The 17,116-nt window shown below is 35.8% G+C and carries 17 protein-coding genes; 12 read left to right on the top strand and 5 right to left on the bottom strand.

The genetic code is table 11. The annotated features are described in order from the left end of the window. The 3 genes from ACJAT0_RS00975 to ACJAT0_RS00965 all read left to right on the top strand — a co-directional run bounded on the left by ACJAT0_RS00975 (window position 1) and on the right by ACJAT0_RS00965 (window position 3,082). Complete coding sequence (locus ACJAT0_RS00975) at window positions 1–342, top strand: PadR family transcriptional regulator (protein WP_374003666.1); 342 nt, start codon at window positions 1–3, stop codon at window positions 340–342. Beyond that, window positions 339–2,147 (top strand): PspC domain-containing protein, encoded by a 1,809-nt coding sequence (locus ACJAT0_RS00970; RefSeq protein WP_415180143.1) that lies wholly within the window; start codon window positions 339–341, stop codon window positions 2,145–2,147. Before ACJAT0_RS00975 ends, ACJAT0_RS00970 begins: the two co-directional genes overlap by 4 nt. A gap of 110 nt (window positions 2,148–2,257) precedes the next feature. Further along, on the top strand, window positions 2,258–3,082 hold the full coding sequence (locus tag ACJAT0_RS00965; protein ID WP_415180142.1) for a GIN domain-containing protein: 825 nt from the start codon (window positions 2,258–2,260) through the stop codon (window positions 3,080–3,082). A 129-nt stretch (window positions 3,083–3,211) separates the two neighbouring features. On the opposite strand, the gene trxB is transcribed toward ACJAT0_RS00965, so the two are convergent. Beyond that, a complete protein-coding gene (trxB, locus tag ACJAT0_RS00960) occupies window positions 3,212–4,198 on the bottom strand; it encodes a thioredoxin-disulfide reductase (protein ID WP_374003663.1) in 987 nt (328 codons plus the stop codon). A 147-nt stretch (window positions 4,199–4,345) separates the two neighbouring features. Between trxB and ACJAT0_RS00955 the strand changes: the two genes are divergently transcribed. From ACJAT0_RS00955 to ACJAT0_RS00920, 8 genes are all read left to right on the top strand, one after another. Then, window positions 4,346–4,894 (top strand): cupin domain-containing protein, encoded by a 549-nt coding sequence (locus ACJAT0_RS00955; protein ID WP_415180141.1) that lies wholly within the window; start codon window positions 4,346–4,348, stop codon window positions 4,892–4,894. 58 nt (window positions 4,895–4,952) lie between these two features. Further along, window positions 4,953–6,449, top strand: a complete 1,497-nt coding sequence (nhaC, locus tag ACJAT0_RS00950; RefSeq protein WP_415180140.1) for a Na+/H+ antiporter NhaC — start codon at window positions 4,953–4,955, stop codon at window positions 6,447–6,449. Between the two features lie 47 nt (window positions 6,450–6,496). Beyond that, entirely contained in the window at window positions 6,497–7,201 is a 705-nt protein-coding gene (locus ACJAT0_RS00945; protein ID WP_415180139.1) for an MBL fold metallo-hydrolase, read from the top strand. Between the two features lie 11 nt (window positions 7,202–7,212). Then, complete coding sequence (locus ACJAT0_RS00940) at window positions 7,213–8,124, top strand: patatin family protein (protein ID WP_374003658.1); 912 nt, start codon at window positions 7,213–7,215, stop codon at window positions 8,122–8,124. Window positions 8,125–8,887: 763 nt separating this feature from the next. After that, window positions 8,888–9,523, top strand: coding sequence for a peroxiredoxin (locus ACJAT0_RS00935; protein WP_415180138.1), 636 nt, complete (start codon window positions 8,888–8,890; stop codon window positions 9,521–9,523). Window positions 9,524–9,611: 88 nt separating this feature from the next. Beyond that, on the top strand, window positions 9,612–9,923 hold the full coding sequence (locus ACJAT0_RS00930; protein ID WP_415180137.1) for a thioredoxin family protein: 312 nt from the start codon (window positions 9,612–9,614) through the stop codon (window positions 9,921–9,923). Then, entirely contained in the window at window positions 9,904–10,152 is a 249-nt protein-coding gene (locus ACJAT0_RS00925; RefSeq protein ID WP_415180136.1) for a DUF6952 family protein, read from the top strand. The genes ACJAT0_RS00930 and ACJAT0_RS00925 overlap by 20 nt, the downstream gene beginning before the upstream one ends. A 157-nt stretch (window positions 10,153–10,309) precedes the next feature. Then, window positions 10,310–11,212: a DUF6268 family outer membrane beta-barrel protein gene (locus tag ACJAT0_RS00920; protein WP_415180135.1), complete on the top strand. Its 903-nt coding sequence runs from the start codon at window positions 10,310–10,312 to the stop codon at window positions 11,210–11,212. A 106-nt stretch (window positions 11,213–11,318) separates the two neighbouring features. Here the strand turns inward: ACJAT0_RS00920 and ACJAT0_RS00915 are convergent, their stop codons facing one another. Continuing rightward, on the bottom strand, window positions 11,319–11,612 hold the full coding sequence (locus ACJAT0_RS00915) for a hypothetical protein (RefSeq protein ID WP_415180134.1): 294 nt from the start codon (window positions 11,610–11,612) through the stop codon (window positions 11,319–11,321). Between the two features lie 337 nt (window positions 11,613–11,949). Between ACJAT0_RS00915 and ACJAT0_RS00910 the strand changes: the two genes are divergently transcribed. Next, window positions 11,950–12,660: a DUF4197 domain-containing protein gene (locus ACJAT0_RS00910; RefSeq protein ID WP_415180133.1), complete on the top strand. Its 711-nt coding sequence runs from the start codon at window positions 11,950–11,952 to the stop codon at window positions 12,658–12,660. Between the two features lie 814 nt (window positions 12,661–13,474). Here ACJAT0_RS00910 and ACJAT0_RS00905 read toward each other — a convergent pair. From ACJAT0_RS00905 to ACJAT0_RS00895, 3 genes are all read right to left on the bottom strand, one after another. Beyond that, a complete protein-coding gene (locus ACJAT0_RS00905; RefSeq protein ID WP_415180132.1) occupies window positions 13,475–14,809 on the bottom strand; it encodes a DUF58 domain-containing protein in 1,335 nt (444 codons plus the stop codon). Beyond that, window positions 14,809–15,783 carry an AAA family ATPase gene (locus ACJAT0_RS00900; protein WP_415180182.1) on the bottom strand — a complete coding sequence of 325 codons (975 nt, stop codon included), beginning with the start codon at window positions 15,781–15,783 and terminating at the stop codon, window positions 14,809–14,811. The genes ACJAT0_RS00905 and ACJAT0_RS00900 overlap by 1 nt, the downstream gene beginning before the upstream one ends. A gap of 126 nt (window positions 15,784–15,909) precedes the next feature. After that, window positions 15,910–17,116, bottom strand: a 1,207-nt coding sequence (locus tag ACJAT0_RS00895; protein WP_415180131.1) for a DUF4350 domain-containing protein, incomplete at its 5' end; no start/stop codon positions are given.

The following is a 17,116-nucleotide window of genomic DNA, read 5'->3' as shown; positions in this document are numbered from 1 at the left end:
ATGAAGATAGAAAACACAAAAGCGCAAATGCGTAAAGGCGTACTAGAGTACTGCATTCTATCCATCCTAAAGGAAGAAGATGCTTACGTGGCAGAGATTCTGAGCAGCTTAAAAGATGCTAAAATGCTGGTGGTAGAAGGAACCATTTACCCACTACTAACTAGACTTAAAAATGCTGGACTGCTCAACTACCGTTGGGAAGAAAGTACCGGTGGACCACCACGTAAGTATTACGGACTTACCGAAACAGGTAAAATTTTCCTGACAGAACTCACCACAACATGGGACGATCTCAAAAATGCTGTTAATTTAGTGACCAAATCCAAAACAACAAAATCATGAACAAGACCATCAATATAAACCTCGCTGGGCTGTTCTTCCATATAGATGAAGATGCCTTTCAAAGACTGCAACGTTATCTCGCTGCAGTCCGTAAATCATTTGCCGGTACTAGCGGTGCAGACGAAATAATGACCGATATAGAATCGCGCATTGCCGAGCTTTTTCTTGAGAAAAGAGCCAATGAAATGCAAGTCATTTCCATCACTCATGTTGAGGAAGTCATTAATATTATGGGGCAACCCGAAGATTATGAGGTGGACGAAGAAATTTTTGAAGAGCAAACTTCTCAGAGAAAATACAGGAATACCGGCAAAAACAAACAACTGTTTAGAGACACACAAAGCGGATATGTAGGTGGTGTTGCTGGCGGGATTGGTTACTATTTAGGAATAGAAGCTGTCTGGGTGCGTGTTATTTTGGTTGTTGCGGTTTTGATAAGCTGGGGCTGGGTGATACCTTTATATATTTTACTTTGGATTCTTGTGCCCGATGCGGTGACTACCAACCAGCGCCTTACCATGATGGGTAAAGAAGTGAACATATCAAATATTGAAGAGAATTTTAAGCAGGGTTTTGAACCTGTGGTTGATGGGCAGACCGACGCCAGCCACCATATCGTAGGTCAAAAGGGAAAACGTGGATCGATTAGATTCTTTAGCTTTCTAGGAAGATTGATCAAAGGGTTTTTAAAAGCTTTGGTTAAAATAATAGGGCTGGTTGTTTTCTTAGCTGCCACTACTGCACTTATAGGATTAATAGTTTCTATGGTAACAGCAAGCTTTGTAAATGTAGATGGACAGCCTCTCATTCACTTCTTTGATCTCGTTGTTCCTCAACAGGAAGCATCTTGGATATTACTTACTGCTCTAGTTATAACCTTCGGAATTCCTTTATTGATACTAGCTATTCTAGGTTTGAAATTATTAGTAAACAGTTTGAAGTCTATAGGAATGCCTACAAAGATAGTTTTGATTGTTCTATGGATTATATCGGTTATAGTTCTTAGTGTATCTGTTGCGAGAATAGCCGCTAGTCAAGCCTTTGACGGTAATGTAATTGAGGTAAATGAATTTGAGATAGATAAAACCAAGGTATTCAACTTGCAATTATTAAAGGATAGAGATCTAGGGAACCAGATTTATGTCAATAAAAACGGGATTAAAGTCATTGATTACGAGGGGAAAAAAGCTATCAGAATCAATCAAGTTCATGTTGCCATTGCAGTGAGTAGGGATAGTTTAGCTCATGTAAATCTCAACTTTAAAGCAAAAGGAGGCTCTTTTGAAACCGCAAAATTACATGCTGAATCATTGGTATATGATTATGAAATTACGGACTCTACGTTTATCGCACCCAATTATATCATCGCTCCAAAAGGCTCTGGGTTATTGGGGCAAGAAGTTAATGTAACAATATATTTACCTGAAGGTACTAAGGCAAAACTCAATAATATATTTCAACAAAATTACTATAAATGGATAGCAGATGATGTTCTCGATTTGGGTAGAAATAAAGATAACACCTACCTAATTAAGAATGGTAAAGCGGTATGTATGGACTGTCATGAAAAAGATAAAAAAGAATCTCAAGACAATAACGCTAGAGACTCTAACGATATGGATACCGACAAAATTCTTGATTCTACAAATACCACAGATGGTAAATGGAAGTATTCTGAGGAGGAGGACGAAAAAGTGACTGTGACAAAACCGCTGACAGTAGGTGGTGTAAGAGTGGGCAAAATAACGATTACAAAAACTAAAACTATAGGCGGCGTGACCGTTACAGAAACTGATATGTATTAGAAACAACTTTCTGTTGACGTTCTACACTTGTGATTGAGATGTAGAACTCATAGCCGCTCCAATTCATGTTGGGGCGGTTTTTGTTTATATTTGAAAATTAAATGATTGCCATGAAAAAAATAGTACTTTTTGTTATTGCATTGACCACTACAATAGTAAGTGCACAAGACCTTATCAAAGTAAAGGGAAACCGAGAGGTTACCACAGAGATACGATCTGTTGAACCTTTTAAAACTCTAGAAATAAACAGTGACTATGAAATCCAGATCGTTGCTGGCGCTTCTCCACAAATAGAAATCACCACAGACTCTAACATACACCAACACCTCAATACAAGTGTGATAGATGGCAAACTAATAGTCACCACTACCGCGACCATACGCTCCAAGAAGGAAATGAGATTTCGTATTGTATATGGACCCGAACTAAAAACGATCACCGTTACTGATCATGCAGAGCTTTCTTCTTTAACCAGTCTGGTTTTTGAAGAACTAGAATTGAATATAAGAGAAGATGCAGAAGTTTTTTTAACTGCTAGCATAGAACGATTGACTCTAAACGCAGGGAAAAGCACTAAAGCCGAATTGAACCTGAGGGGTCATACAGCAGTTATCAATCTTAAAGATAACGCCGCAATACAAGCATTGATCAGATACGACAGTCTAGCGTTAGATATGAAAGATCGTGTCGATGCAAGAATAGAAGGAGATATTAAAAAAGGTCAATTGATACTGAGTGATAAAGCCTCTATCGAAGGGACCAACTTAATTTTTAATATTCTCGAATTAAAAATAAACCACAATGCTACTGCAGAGGTTAATGTAAAAAGCACCTTAAGTCTAGAAGCTAGCGATGATGCAAAAGTATCTCTATACAATACACCCGAAATAGATTTGAATCTTTTCACTGGAAAGGCAGTTTTGAAAAAAGAGTAGAGATAAAAGATCGTGGGTAAAGAAAACCCTTAATGAAAACTATGTTTTCATTAAGGGTTTTTACCTTTCAATATTACAATCATTGTTAAAAGCTACCTCATTCGTTTTTTTGAAATACTCTTTAAATAATTACTTTATACTGTAGTCTCCAGCTTTAACTTCTTCCACTATTCCTATTTCTGCTAGGTAGCGCTCAGAATCTAGAGCGGCCATACAGCCTGTTCCTGCAGCGGTGACCGCTTGTCTGTATATTTTATCTTGTACATCTCCAGAAGCAAAAACACCTGGAAGATTTGTTTTAGTAGAACCTGGAACCGTTTTCAAATAACCATCCTCTTCCATTTCCAATTGACCTTTGAAAATATCTGTATTAGGCTTATGACCTATGGCGATAAAGATTCCTGTAATATCAATCTCATGTTTTACATGCGTTTGATTGTTTACAATGCGCAATCCTTCCACTACAGTATCTCCTAAAACTTCATCTACCTCAGAGTTGTACAATACTTTAATATTCTTTAAACCGTGCACTCTGTGTTGCATCGCTTTTGAGGCACGCATGTGATCTTTACGCACTAGCATGGTGACGCTTTTACAAATATTAGCCAGGTACGAAGCTTCTTCTGCAGCAGTATCTCCCGCTCCTACTATAGCCACATCTTGATTTTTATAAAAGAACCCATCACAAACGGCACAAGCACTTACTCCACCACCTCGCAATCTTTGCTCACTAGGTATGTTTAAATATTTTGCAGTTGCTCCTGTAGAAATAATTATAGTATTGGCTTCTATTTTGGTCTTCCCATCTACGATTGCTGAGTGTATCCCGCCTACTTCTTTAGCAAGATGTACCTCAGTAACCATGCCTATGCGTACTTGAGTACCAAAACGCTCTGCTTGTTTCTGTAAATCAACCATCATTGTAGGCCCATCAACTCCATCTGGGTAACCTGGAAAATTGTCCACTTCTGTAGTTGTGGTCAATTGTCCACCTGGCTCCATTCCAGTGTACATTACTGGTTTCATATCTGCACGAGCAGCATAAATAGCAGCTGTATATCCAGCAGGTCCTGAACCAATAATTAAACATTTTATTCTTTCTATATTTTCTGACATAATTGTAAAACTTTGAAATACAAATGTAATAGGATGACTCCGGTATATCTCAGTATATTGATCACTATTTATTATCCGTTTATTAAGGAATTACATACTCAGTAATTACCTTTGGTTTACAGCACATTTTGAAATTTAATTGGTACTATGCCACAAGTTTATATCAACCCTATTACTAAAGAAAAAGCCACTATTCTTAAAACTAGTGCTACAACGAACGGCGCTTACACCTTAATTGAAGTGGAATTACAACCTGGTGGAGGAAATCCGATCCATTTTCATGAGCAGTTTACAGAAGATTTTTATCCCCAAGAAGGGATCTTAGGAGTCCACTACCTGGGTAAAGAACTCTTTTTATCACCTGATGAAAGCTTTAAGGTACCTTTCCTTGATGCGCATCGTTTTTACAATCCAGGCGAGCATCCCATCACTTTTAGAGCAAAATTAGAACCTGGACAACCTAATTTTGAAAATTTTATTGCGGTACTCTTCGGATTAGTGAGCGATGGAAAGACCTTTGGAAAGAACCAGATCCCTTACCATCCATTTCATGCCCTTTTGCTACTTCATTGGGGAGACACTCAAATAGATCATTTTCTCTTTAGATTCCTTAAACCCTTTTTATCTATGTTGGTTGCGCTTTCGCGAAAACTCAGTTACGAAAAAAAATTGATCCAAAAATATAAATCGATTTAAGATCCAGTTTGCAACACACTTTACAAAATCGTAACATTACAGTTCATCAAATGTACTTATGGAAAGCCAAAACATCAATCCCGAAGACCAAAAGATAATTGAAAATAGAGAACTGAAAATCTGGGAAGCGCTAATTCCTGTAATTCTTTTAATGGCTCTATTAGCTTATAATATATTTTTTGCTGATGGTGTGATGTTAGGAGATTACTCCAACCAATTTATTCTTATAATAGGTGGTATTATTGCCGCAATAGTGGGCTTTTTTAATAAGGCAACTTTTCAATGTATGCTTGTAGAAATATGGGGAAACCTAAAAACTACCTTTGTACCAATTCTCATATTGGTGTTAGTCGGTGCATTAGCTGGTACCTGGTTAATTAGCGGTGTTATTCCTGCCATGGTATACTACGGCTTACAAGTTTTAAGCCCGAGTGTGTTTTTACCTGCTTCTGTGATCATTTGTGCGATAATCTCCATAGCGACGGGTAGTTCATGGACTACGTCTGCTACCGTTGGTATCGCTTTAATAGGTATAGGAGGTGCTTTAGGGATAGACTCAGGAATGATTGCTGGAGCCGTAATTTCTGGAGCTTATTTTGGCGATAAAATGTCCCCATTAAGTGATACTACCAATTTAGCACCTGCACTTGCTGGCACAGATTTATTTACACATATAAAGTATATGGCTTTTACTACAGTCCCTACTATTTTAATAACATTAGTTGTGTTTGGAATATTAAGTACTACCATTGAAACATCTGGAAGCGCAGATATAAGTCTGCTATTAAAATCTATTGACACAACATTTCATATCACACCTTGGCTGTTTTTAGTTCCTCTAATCGTAGTAGCCTTAGTTTTATTTAAAACAAATCCATTAATAGCATTGGGCTCGGGTGTTGTCATGGCAATAATTTTTGCTTTTATTTTTCAGCCTGAGGTTTTAAATAATTTAGATAGTTCAAAAATAGACGCCGTAGTCACCTCTATTTTCACCGATACTCAGATTCAAACAGACAATGAAAAACTAAATGAACTTTTCTCCTCTGGAGGAATCATTGGGATGATATGGACTATTTTATTGATTATTGCCGCCATGGTATTTGGAGGCATTATGGACGCTATTGGCGCTTTGGCTAAAATCACTAAAGTATTGCTATCTATAGCATCATCCGCTTTTGGATTATTTGCAACTACGGTAATCAGTTGTTTAGGATTGAACATTATAGCTTCTGATCAATACTTGGCTATCGTTATACCTGGAAAAATGTTTAAAGATGCCTATAAAGATAAAGGATTAGCACCAGAAAACTTAAGTAGAACCTTGGAAGACGCGGGTACCGTTACCTCTGTTCTAATTCCTTGGAATACTTGTGGCGCATACCAATCTAGTGTTTTAGGAGTTGGTGTTGCAGATTACTTTATATATGCGGTTTTCAACTGGCTATCTCCTTTTATGACCCTTCTTTTTGCTGCATTTTCCATTAAAATCAAGCAATTAGTTGAAAAAGAACCTGCCATGAGCACTTTAAAAGAAGGTCCCTCACCATTATAAAGCAACTCTTTTTTAAATAACTTCCCATTACCTATCCATAAAAAATAATGATACAATTACTTTTTACACTCGCTTTTACAACAGCGTTACTCTCTAAGGCTCAAGATCGGTTTGAAAGTGTAGAAATTATAACTATTAAAGCGACTGATCAGGCGCATATGCTAAAAGAATCTGGAGGTAATGTATTGATTCGGACTTCTAAGGATAAAGTAGTGATGATAGGTTCGCACTATGCTTCTTGGAGCAAAAAGATAAAAAAGATCCTAAGCGATCTTACGGATCGTCCCGTCAATTTTCTAATTGACATAAACCTCATTATTCACTTACACAACACACATAAAGAAGGAGGTAGCTTTGTTTACCTTACTAAAAGTAACCTCGTACACATGGGTGGTATTTTTTTTAACGGCCGCTATCCGTATATTGATTTACCATCTGGCGGATCAATTACTCGATACATTGCCGCACAAAAACAGATATTGACCAACATAAACGAAAAAACTAAAATCTTTACTGGACGTGGAACACTTGCCACCTGTAAAGAACTAACAGACGATAGTAACGTGTTAACCGATTTAAAAACTCAAATTAAAAAAGGCATAAAAGATGGTGAGTCCCGCAAAGACATGAAGAATAATAGTTTGATAACGAGAAAATACGATGACTCAGGTTATGCCGATGGATACATAAGCTGCTCAGAAATTAGAACTACTATTTACGATAGTTTACTTTTAGAATCTAACAATAAGTAATACCAATTTATATGAGAGCTCTTGTTATTTCTGGCGGAGGCAGCAAAGGCGCTTTTGCAGGTGGAGTAGCCCAATATCTTCAAGAAGAATTGGGGCATGAATATGATTTGTATATAGGTACTTCTACGGGAAGTCTCCTTATTTCGCATCTTGCATTAAACAAAATAGCTAAGATCAAAGAAGTATATACCAATGTCAATCAGTCTTCCATTTTCAATCGCCGTCCATTTTTAGTCAAGAAAGACAAATACGGTCAAGAGCAAATAAGTATCAATCACTTTAAGGTATTGCGTAATTTTTTAAGAGGATCTAAAACCTTTGGCGAAAGTAAAAACCTTAGAAAACTAATGAAGAATACTCTTTCTGAAAAAGAATTTCTAGAACTTAAACATAGCTCTAAGGATGTTGTCGTTACTGTTTCTAATATTTCTTTAAATGAAACTGAATACAAATCCATCAATGATTTTGATTATGAAGATTTTCTAGATTGGATCTGGGTGTCCTGTAATTATATTCCGTTTATGAGTCTTGTTAGAAAAAATGGTTGTGAATATGCCGACGGAGGTTTCGGTAGTATGGTGCCTATCAAAGCAGCCCTGGATAGAGGTGCCACTGAGGTAGATGTAATCATCCTAGAAACAGAGGTTGCTTTTTATAATAAGATGCCTTCAAGAAATGTGTTCTCACTACTCTCTAATTTACATGAATTCATGATGGACCGAATTGAGAAGCAAAACATTACCATAGGGAAATATGTGGCTAATAAGCAGGACGCCATTATCAACCTCTACTATACACCTACGGTCTTAACGACAAATTCGCTTGTTTTTAAAAAAGAAAAAATGAAAATGTGGTGGGAAAGCGGTTATCAATATGCCGCAAGTAAAAATACAGATTTGAATGAGATCAAGCCAGAGGAGTAAGGATACACGATAAAATTTTATTGATTTATTCACTCCTATGAAGATTCCATTAGATACCAAGAAAGATACCAGCAAATGCTGGATCCAATTCAGCTTGATAAAAAAAGTTTGAATAATCCCTATTCCACTACATTGGGTATCAGGATTATTTAAAAAAAAATCACGGTTACCCCCTCTTTATATGCTGTTTAACTCCAGAAATAACTGCTTGAATCAAAATAAATAATGGCCAAAGTATCCTACAACAAAAACACCTCCTTTGATAAAATCTCAGCTATAATCCAGAGTATCCTCTGCCTTATCTGAAAAAAGAACCGCATAAGTATCTGCCTCTTTTTGGTATGTTAAAATTTAATATAGTCCAACTAGAGATTTCTTAATGATACTTATTCCTTCCTTATTTCAAGCCTTCCTTCTGCGGCTTCTATATCATCTTAAAAGACGCTTAATTTTCTTCAGCTCATAGAAATGCGTTTGCTGTTTTTAATTTGCTGGAACGGATTTGATCATCCTTTCCAAATACTTCTTTTTTTGTGTCAAATATTATAGTCAGGTTTACATAGCTGGCCGTAATATCTTGACTGATTATGTTTTGTTTTAATTCGCAACACCTTATTCATCAACACAAACTATTATTAAGGTTTACTTAAATAGTTTTAATCTATCGTAACATATGTTAATCAAATAGAAATTGTTCCGCTTTCGCGAAAGCAGACATTACTTTCGCAGTCTCAAAAAAAGACTAACTTTTAAATAATAAAAAATGGCTATAGTAGGCAAACAATTTCCAAATCTCAATGTAGATGCAATGAATGAAATGGGAGATACATTCAAATTAAATGTATTTGAAGAAGCTAAGAATAAAGGTAAAAAAGTACTTTTATTTTGGTACCCAAAAGATTTCACATTCGTATGCCCTACCGAGCTTCACGCTTTTCAAGAAGCTTTAGGGGAATTTGAAAAAAGAAACACCATTGTTATAGGTGCTTCTTGTGATACTCCAGAAGTACACTTTGCATGGTTAAACACGGCAAAAGACAACGGAGGAATCGAAGGTGTTACTTATGACATACTTGCAGATTCAAACCGTAATCTTGCTGCCTCTCTAGATATTCTAGATGCAGAATTAGAATATAATGACGAATTAGAAGATCATATTCTTGTAGGTGATAATGTAACTTATAGAGCTACCTATCTTATTGATGAAGAAGGAACTGTATTTCATGAAGGAGTCAACCACATGCCTGTAGGAAGAAATGTAAACGAATTCCTTAGAATGATAGATGCCTATACCCACGTACAGAAAAATGGTGAGGTATGTCCTGCAAACTGGGAAGAAGGTAAAGAAGCAATGGGTGCAAATCGCAATGCTACTGCTGAGTACCTTTCTAAAAACTAAATCTAGTGCCTGGTATTAAGTTTTAAGTGCAACCACTTGATGGTAAAGTTACTTAAAACTTACTACTTCGTACTTAATACTATAAAAAATGCAAACATTAGATCAAGACAATCTACAAGAGATCGTTGCAAACAACGATACGGTTGTAGTACAATATATGGCTACTTGGTGCGGCAACTGTCGCGTGATGAAACCTAAGTTTAAGAAACTAGCTTCAGAAAATGAAAAAACTGTTTTTATTCTGGCCGATGCTGAGAAGTTTCCAGAATCCCGAAAATTAGCAACCGTGGATAATCTACCCACTTTTGCTACTTTTAAAAACGGTGCCTTTGTGAACCAAGCGCAAACTAATAAATTTGAAAACCTTAAAGAGTTAGTACATGAAGTTACCAGTAATTAGACATTTACAAAAAAATGCTAGCGCAGAAGCTTTAGAAACTACTTTAGAAGTTTTAGAAAGTTTTTCAGAACACAGATCTGTGACGGAAGAAGAAATGGATGTGGTAGGGGAATTAATCACTAATATCTGTGGAGCTCTTGAAGTGCATAACAATGTAGCTCAAGGAATGAGTGGTATTGAAGCAGCAAATGCGTTTGCTCAAAAGGTAATGGGTTCTATTGATCAATAGATTGGAATTTCCTTTTTTAATAAAGTCTTTGACCTGTCTGGGTTAGAGACTTTATTGGTTTTAGATTTATTTTGATAAAAAACCTATAAAAATTGAAAAAAATGTAAAATAAATAATCATAGTGGTATATTTTTACTTAATAAATAAAAACAACCTCATGAAATATCAAATTTACTTAGTAGTCATCCTTTTTGGTTTTGGTTTTGCATCTGCTCAAAACTATTTAGATCTCGCTCGTTTAAATGTTTCTAACACTTCTATGGAAACATTAGAAGGAGATAATGCAGTACATGAAACTAATATCACCAATTTTAATTTTGAATTTCTCTACCCTACACCTATAAATGATAAGACGATTCTTATTACTGGTATTACCGTAGAGAATACGGGTTTAAGTCTCACAGCTGAAACATCTAGTGAAAGTCTAACCATGACCAGAATTAACCTAGGAGCAAAAATTTCTCACTCCTCAAACTGGACTGGAACCTATCTATTACTTCCTAAAATCGCTTCTAACTTTGAAGATTTGGGTGGAGCCGATTTTCAATTTGGTGCTATTGCCTTATTAGAATACCGTCATAAAAACAGATTTAGAACGAAGTACGGTTTATACAGCTCTTCTGAAGAATTTGGTGCGATCATCACACCATTGTTAGGAGTGTACTACAGGACTCCTGACAGTAAATTTTACATTGATGCTGCATTCCCCATTAGAATGGAAGCAAACTATAGCTTGACTAAAAAGTTCAGTTTAGGAGCCGATTTGCGTACCTCTATAAAATCATACAATATGGGTGGTGACGTTTTGGATACTTATGTTCAAGAAGAGTCCATTAGATTTGGTTTTTATGCTGGTTATTCCATGTTAAACGACCAACTTATTTTGCGCGCAAAAGCCGGTCTAGACACCACAGATTATGGCTGGTATAATACAGGTGATACCGTAGGTGCACAAATACTTACTGTAGCAGTAGGTGGCGATGATAGAATTCGTTTGAATAATGAATTTGACAGCAGTATTTTTGTAGGGTTTGACATAATTTACAGATTGGATCTGTAAACACTCTTTACTAAAGACACTAATTTGCGCGGCATTAAGAAATTGTGATTTCTTAATGCTGCGCTTTTTATTACAATAATTGCTTTATTTAATTAGGTCTTGTTTCTCACAGCCTCATATAGGTTGCTTTAATGGTTCCCCCTTCGTCACCCCAATCACTTTCTAAAAACATAGTGTTACTTGATCTTCCTTGAGCTAACAGAAGATCTGCATTTGTGTCATTTCTTAAAATTGTCTTCTCAGTCACCGAAAATATGATCACAATTAAAGTGAAAAAATGACTTCCTTTTCTAATAACAAAATAGTTGTCTTTAGGTTTCCCTATTAGAATCATAGAATCTAGAAGTAAGTTGTATGGATACAATGCTACTTTAATTTCTTTTTCTTCCGTATATTCCATAAAGACTTGATTGCCTTCAGATACCTCATGTACTTTTTAGAATTATGCAAGCAAAGGTCATTCCACAAACTATTTTCTAAATCATCAAAAATTTGATTTTCATAGCGCCCAGTAAGTAGTGTTTTATTTAAGACAACCGATTGACTATCTATTCTACCTGCAAGTCACTGCATAGTGTAGCTACTTGTGAAAAATAATGAGATAAAAAGTAAAGAAGATGTGTTTCACGAGAAGTTTTTAATGCTCCCACAAGAGCAAATTTTATACGAATTTCATCCTGATTTTACATTCCTTTTAATAATGCCCCTTTCTTATATCTTTGAACAAATATTTTTCCATGAAAAAAATTACCTTTATACTGGTGGCTATGATTACTTTGAGCAGCTGCGGCAGCTTGCAAGAAATCGTAAATAATTTACCAAAAAATGATAGTGCACTATCTCAATTAGAAATAGTTAGTGGCCTAAGGCAGGCATTAAAGCAAGGAATTGACAAAGAAGTAAATAAGCTAATGGGGCAAGATGGTTTCTATAAAAATGATCTCGTTAAAATTTTACTTCCAGAAGAATTACAAAAAGTAGACCGTGGTTTAAGAAAAATAGGCCTGAGCAGTGTTGCTGACAAAGGACTTAAATTACTCAATCGTGCTGCAGAAGATGCTACTAAAGAAGCCCTGCCTATATTTGTAGATGCAGTAAGAGAGATCAGCTTTAATGATGCCGAAAATATTCTTCTAGGAGATCAACGTGCTGTTACTTCTTACCTTGAAAGTAAAACACAGCAAGCTCTTTATGCAAAGTTCTCTCCAGTGATTCAGAATAGCTTAGGAAAAGTAGGAGCTACAGATTTATGGGGTAAAGCCATCACAAAATACAACAACATCCCTTTTACCAATTCGGTAAATCCGGACTTAACCGATTATGTTACTCAAGAAGCTCTTAAAGGAGTTTTTAAGATGATTTCTCAAGAAGAAATAGAAATACGCAATAAAGTAAGCGCTAGAAGTACAGACTTATTAAAAAGAGTTTTTGCATTGCAAGATAAATAAGACCATTTATGTATTGGATAGTGTAAAATTAAAACAAGAAAAAAGCTGTGGACTAATACTGTTTACGGCTTTTTAAATCTCCTTAGAACAGTTTAACCAAAAACAATTGAACCTTAACAAATGAATAAGATTAAAATTTAAGCTGCAAAATATTTTGCCTTTTAAAATTAAATCCAATTCTTTTTAATAGAATATGGCTATAAATCGCACGAAGTAGATGTCGAGAACCTACAAAAGCCATAAATAAGGCATTGCTCTTTAATGAAACAATGATTTTACACTGGTATTGGAGCATGTGAGTAAAACAACAAACTTCATTATTTAATATTATCACTTAAAATAGAGCTTCATATACTTAAGAATCAATTACGTGCAGAAGCATGATTCACTTCCTGTTATTATGCTGTGTTTCTATAAGACGTAGCATTTTTTTAAGTGTTGTCTCTTAAATAGTCCAAAAGAAATGTATCTACTCTATTGATGCGTATGATACATAATGTGTTATTCTCTATGTAGTATTCCAATAAAAAATAAGAATCTACTTCTAACTTTTACCACTAATAATAATATTAAACTCGTCTTTTTTAACCCGATGGAATGCATTTTTTCTCGCAGGTTTAAAAATGGAATACAGTATGAGAAGCATATAAAATCATACTAATGTACAGGACGTAAAAATATAATTTCCTGCTATTTTGTCTAACCCCTCAACAAAGAAAATAGCCAAAGCCACCAGCAATCAAAATAGAAATATCGATTTCAGATAATCCTTATAGCGATCATTAAAAAAATACAGCTGAATTTTAGATTTTCTTTACAAAAGACCACGTGCTTTAATTTCTAGGTATTTGTTGATCGTGTTTACGGTTAACTGTTCTGGCTCCGTCAGTATGGTCTGAATACCGTATTTATTAAGTTCGTTAACAATTAATTTTTTCTCGTAAAGAAACTTCTCAGCAATCGTTTTTTGATAAATTTCTTGTGTGGATACGGCAGGCTGTTTTACCAGTTCCTTAAGTTCCGTATTTTCAAAAAATATAACTACCAATAAATGGTTTTTTGCTATTGCTTGTAGATATGGAAGCTGTCTGTGCAAGGCATCCATTGTTTCAAAATTAGTATACAACAATAACAGACTACGTTGTGTAATGGATCTTTTAACATCTATATACAACCTGGCAAAATCACTTTCCTTAAAATCCGTATCCAAATTATACAATGTTTCTAGAATCAGATTCATTTGAGAAGCTCGTTTTTGAGCCATAACTTGATTAGATACCTTATCAGAAAAACTAAACATTCCTGCCTTATCCCCTTTCTTTAAAGCAATGTTAGAAATTACCAATGTTGAATTAATCGCATAATCTACTAATTTCAATCCTTCAAAAGGCATTTTCATTACCCTACCCTTATCAATTACAGAATATACGGGTTGTGATTTTTCATCCTGGTACTGATTGATCATGAGCTGGTTACGCTTGGCACTCGCTTTCCAGTTGATATTGCGCACATCATCTCCTTGAACATGATCTTTGATTTGTTCAAATTCCATGGTATGCCCTATTCTTCTGATCTTTTTAAGACCATAATCTCGCAGCTTGTTCGTAAATGCCATCAACTCATACTTGCGCAACTGCAAAAAAGACGGATAATTAGGCACCATAGCATCTTGATTAAAAGAAAATTTGCGTTGCGCAAAACCCAAAGTAGAACTTGCAAAAATTTGTAACCCACCAAAATGATACTCCCCTCTTTCTGTGGGTCTTATAGCATATGAGAATGTTCTGGAAGCCTCACTCTGTATGATGTCCTTCATCTCAAAATCCCGCTCTTGAAACTGAACCGGAAGTTCATCAATAATTTTTACGTAAACAGCTGTATTGTATAGATTAGTCACCAGTATTTCTAGCGGGTTTTTATCTCCATTAGATAACTTGTCAGGCAAATTACGGCTTGCTTTGATCGCGTTCTTTGTTCTATATAAAAACAAGATATCTAAAATAAGCAAGCCTATCACTGTGAACAACCCTAGTATCAAGTAATCTATCAATCGCTCAAAAAAGAACGCGAAGACAAATAACACAACTAGGATTCCCAGTGCGATAAATAGGCGTTGTTGCAGATAAAGGCTTTTAAAAAATTTATTCACTATCTAGGAATCTCTATGTTTTCTAAAATTTGTGCTACCGCTCTGTCTGCCGTCAGTCCTTCCATCTCTCTCTCTGGAGTGAGTATTATTCTATGACGCATTACCGCAGTGGCGATGTATTTAATATCATCTGGTGTCACAAAATCACGACCCATAATAGCAGCATACGCTTTTGAACCATTCATAATTGCAATAGAGGCACGTGGTGAAGCTCCTAAATAAAGATTAGGATTATTACGGGTATCTAAGATAATTCTTGCAATGTATTTGATCAAGTTGTCCTCTATGACTATCTCTTTAACCGTTCTTTGATAGGTGGCAATCTCATCTGCAGTCAACACAGCGTTTACCGTAGATTCTGCATCGGTGTTTTTACGTGCGTGATGATCTGTTAAAATCTGGATCTCTTCCTCTAGGTCAGGATAACCCACATTAATCTTAAACAAAAAACGGTCTAATTGCGCTTCTGGAAGCCTGTATGTTCCTTCTTGTTCCACGGGGTTTTGTGTAGCAAAGACTAAAAATGGTGCATTCAATTGGTATTCTTTACCGTCAATAGTGACTTGTCGCTCTGCCATGGCTTCAAATAGTGCTGCCTGTGTTTTGGCTGGCGCACGGTTGATCTCATCGATCAATATAATATTAGAGAATATAGGTCCTGGCTTGAATTCAAACTCATTATTTTTCATCGAGAAAATAGAGGTGCCCAAAATATCTGAAGGCATCAAATCTGGTGTGAACTGGATACGTGAAAAATCTACATCCATCGTTTTGGCCAGTAACTTTGCAGTTACCGTTTTTGCAACACCAGGAACTCCTTCAATTAAAGAATGTCCATCTGCCAGTATAGAAACGATCAATAAATCTATCATTTCTTCCTGTCCTACGATCACTTTGCGCAATTCAGTTTTGATTTTATATACCGCTGCACTTAAATGATTCAAATCCAATCTATTTTTGAACTCTAGGGACATAGCAGGATCTTCTGCTGGTACTTGTTCCGATTTTTGAATCAATTGTTCTTGCGCAGGCTGCGATAATGGCTGGCTCTGCGGATTATCTTGCGGCGTATTCAGGTTGTTATTATTATCTTCCATTTCCTAGTCTTTAAAAAAGGCTTCAATCCTTTTATTGAGTTGTTTTAATTCGTAGTCACTATGCACAGATTTCTTGCGCAATTGATTGATATATTCTATAATTTCTTTAGTTTGTTCTTGTGAAACACCAGATTTAACAGCCAGACGTTTGATAAAGACCTCATCCATGTGTTCTGTGTTTACAAAGTATTTTGATCTTAATTTTTGTTGGAAAAAACTGATCTTTTTATGTATAATCCCGGACACATCACCACTTTGAAAATAAAGATTTCCTATGGTTTTGGTGAATTCTACAGTGCTATTTTCTAATGGCTTTACCACAGCAATGGCGCGCTGTTCTCGTTTAGCCTTAAAAACAAAATACAAGAGTATCGCTCCTAAGGTGATGTACCACGACCATTTCAAAGCCGCATTAGTCAGTATAAACCTCATGGGAGAAGAAACTACTCGCCTGCCAGATTTACCATAATCATCAAAGTAAACTGGACCGTCATTGAGATATGAAAAAACCTCACTTACATATTGCTCTTTACCTTCTTGTAGCAGGTAATAATTAGTGAAAGCGATAGGGTTTAAGTGGTAATAAATCGCTCCATCTCCCACTTTTAACTCTATAAAATTAGCTTGTGGGACCTGTCTTGATTTAGACTTTTCAATAGTCTTTTTAAGAATCGTTTTGGTAGAATCTTTATCTAAGTCGAATTTCTCTCCTAAAACACTTTTAAGGTATCCCTTAACAGGTTCAAACGGCAGTACCTCACCTAATACTGTGGTTCTAATGGTATCGTAACTTACAAAATGGCGGTAACTGCTCCCTTTTTGATAAATATAACTGCGGTTTTCAAACAACGGATTATTCAATCTGACTCTTACTGTGTCTTCCTTGTAGTAGCTATAGTACTTGTTGGATTCTAACTTTAAAGAATCACCTGAAACACCCGTAATACTTTGTGTGGAGACAAAAACCTTGTTGCCGCGTTCTGCAAACTCCATAATGTAATCCATCTCTGTTTTATCAAATGCTAAGTAATTATTAATAAATATATAATTGGTATTTGTTTCTTCTTGATGGTTTTTCAAAAAGCTAACCGGATCGACTTTTATACTTTCTACTTCTTGTTCAAAAAGATCCTCCAGCTGATTGTAGAGTACATAAGCCCCATATGGGATTTTATCACCACTGGTATAACTTTCTTCCCAACTCAGCGGC

It is taken from the genome of Nonlabens sp. (assembly GCF_047636915.1).
In the GTDB taxonomy this organism is placed as follows: Bacteria; Bacteroidota; Bacteroidia; order Flavobacteriales; family Flavobacteriaceae; genus Nonlabens.
This window is presented reverse-complemented; position numbering and strand designations above follow the sequence as displayed.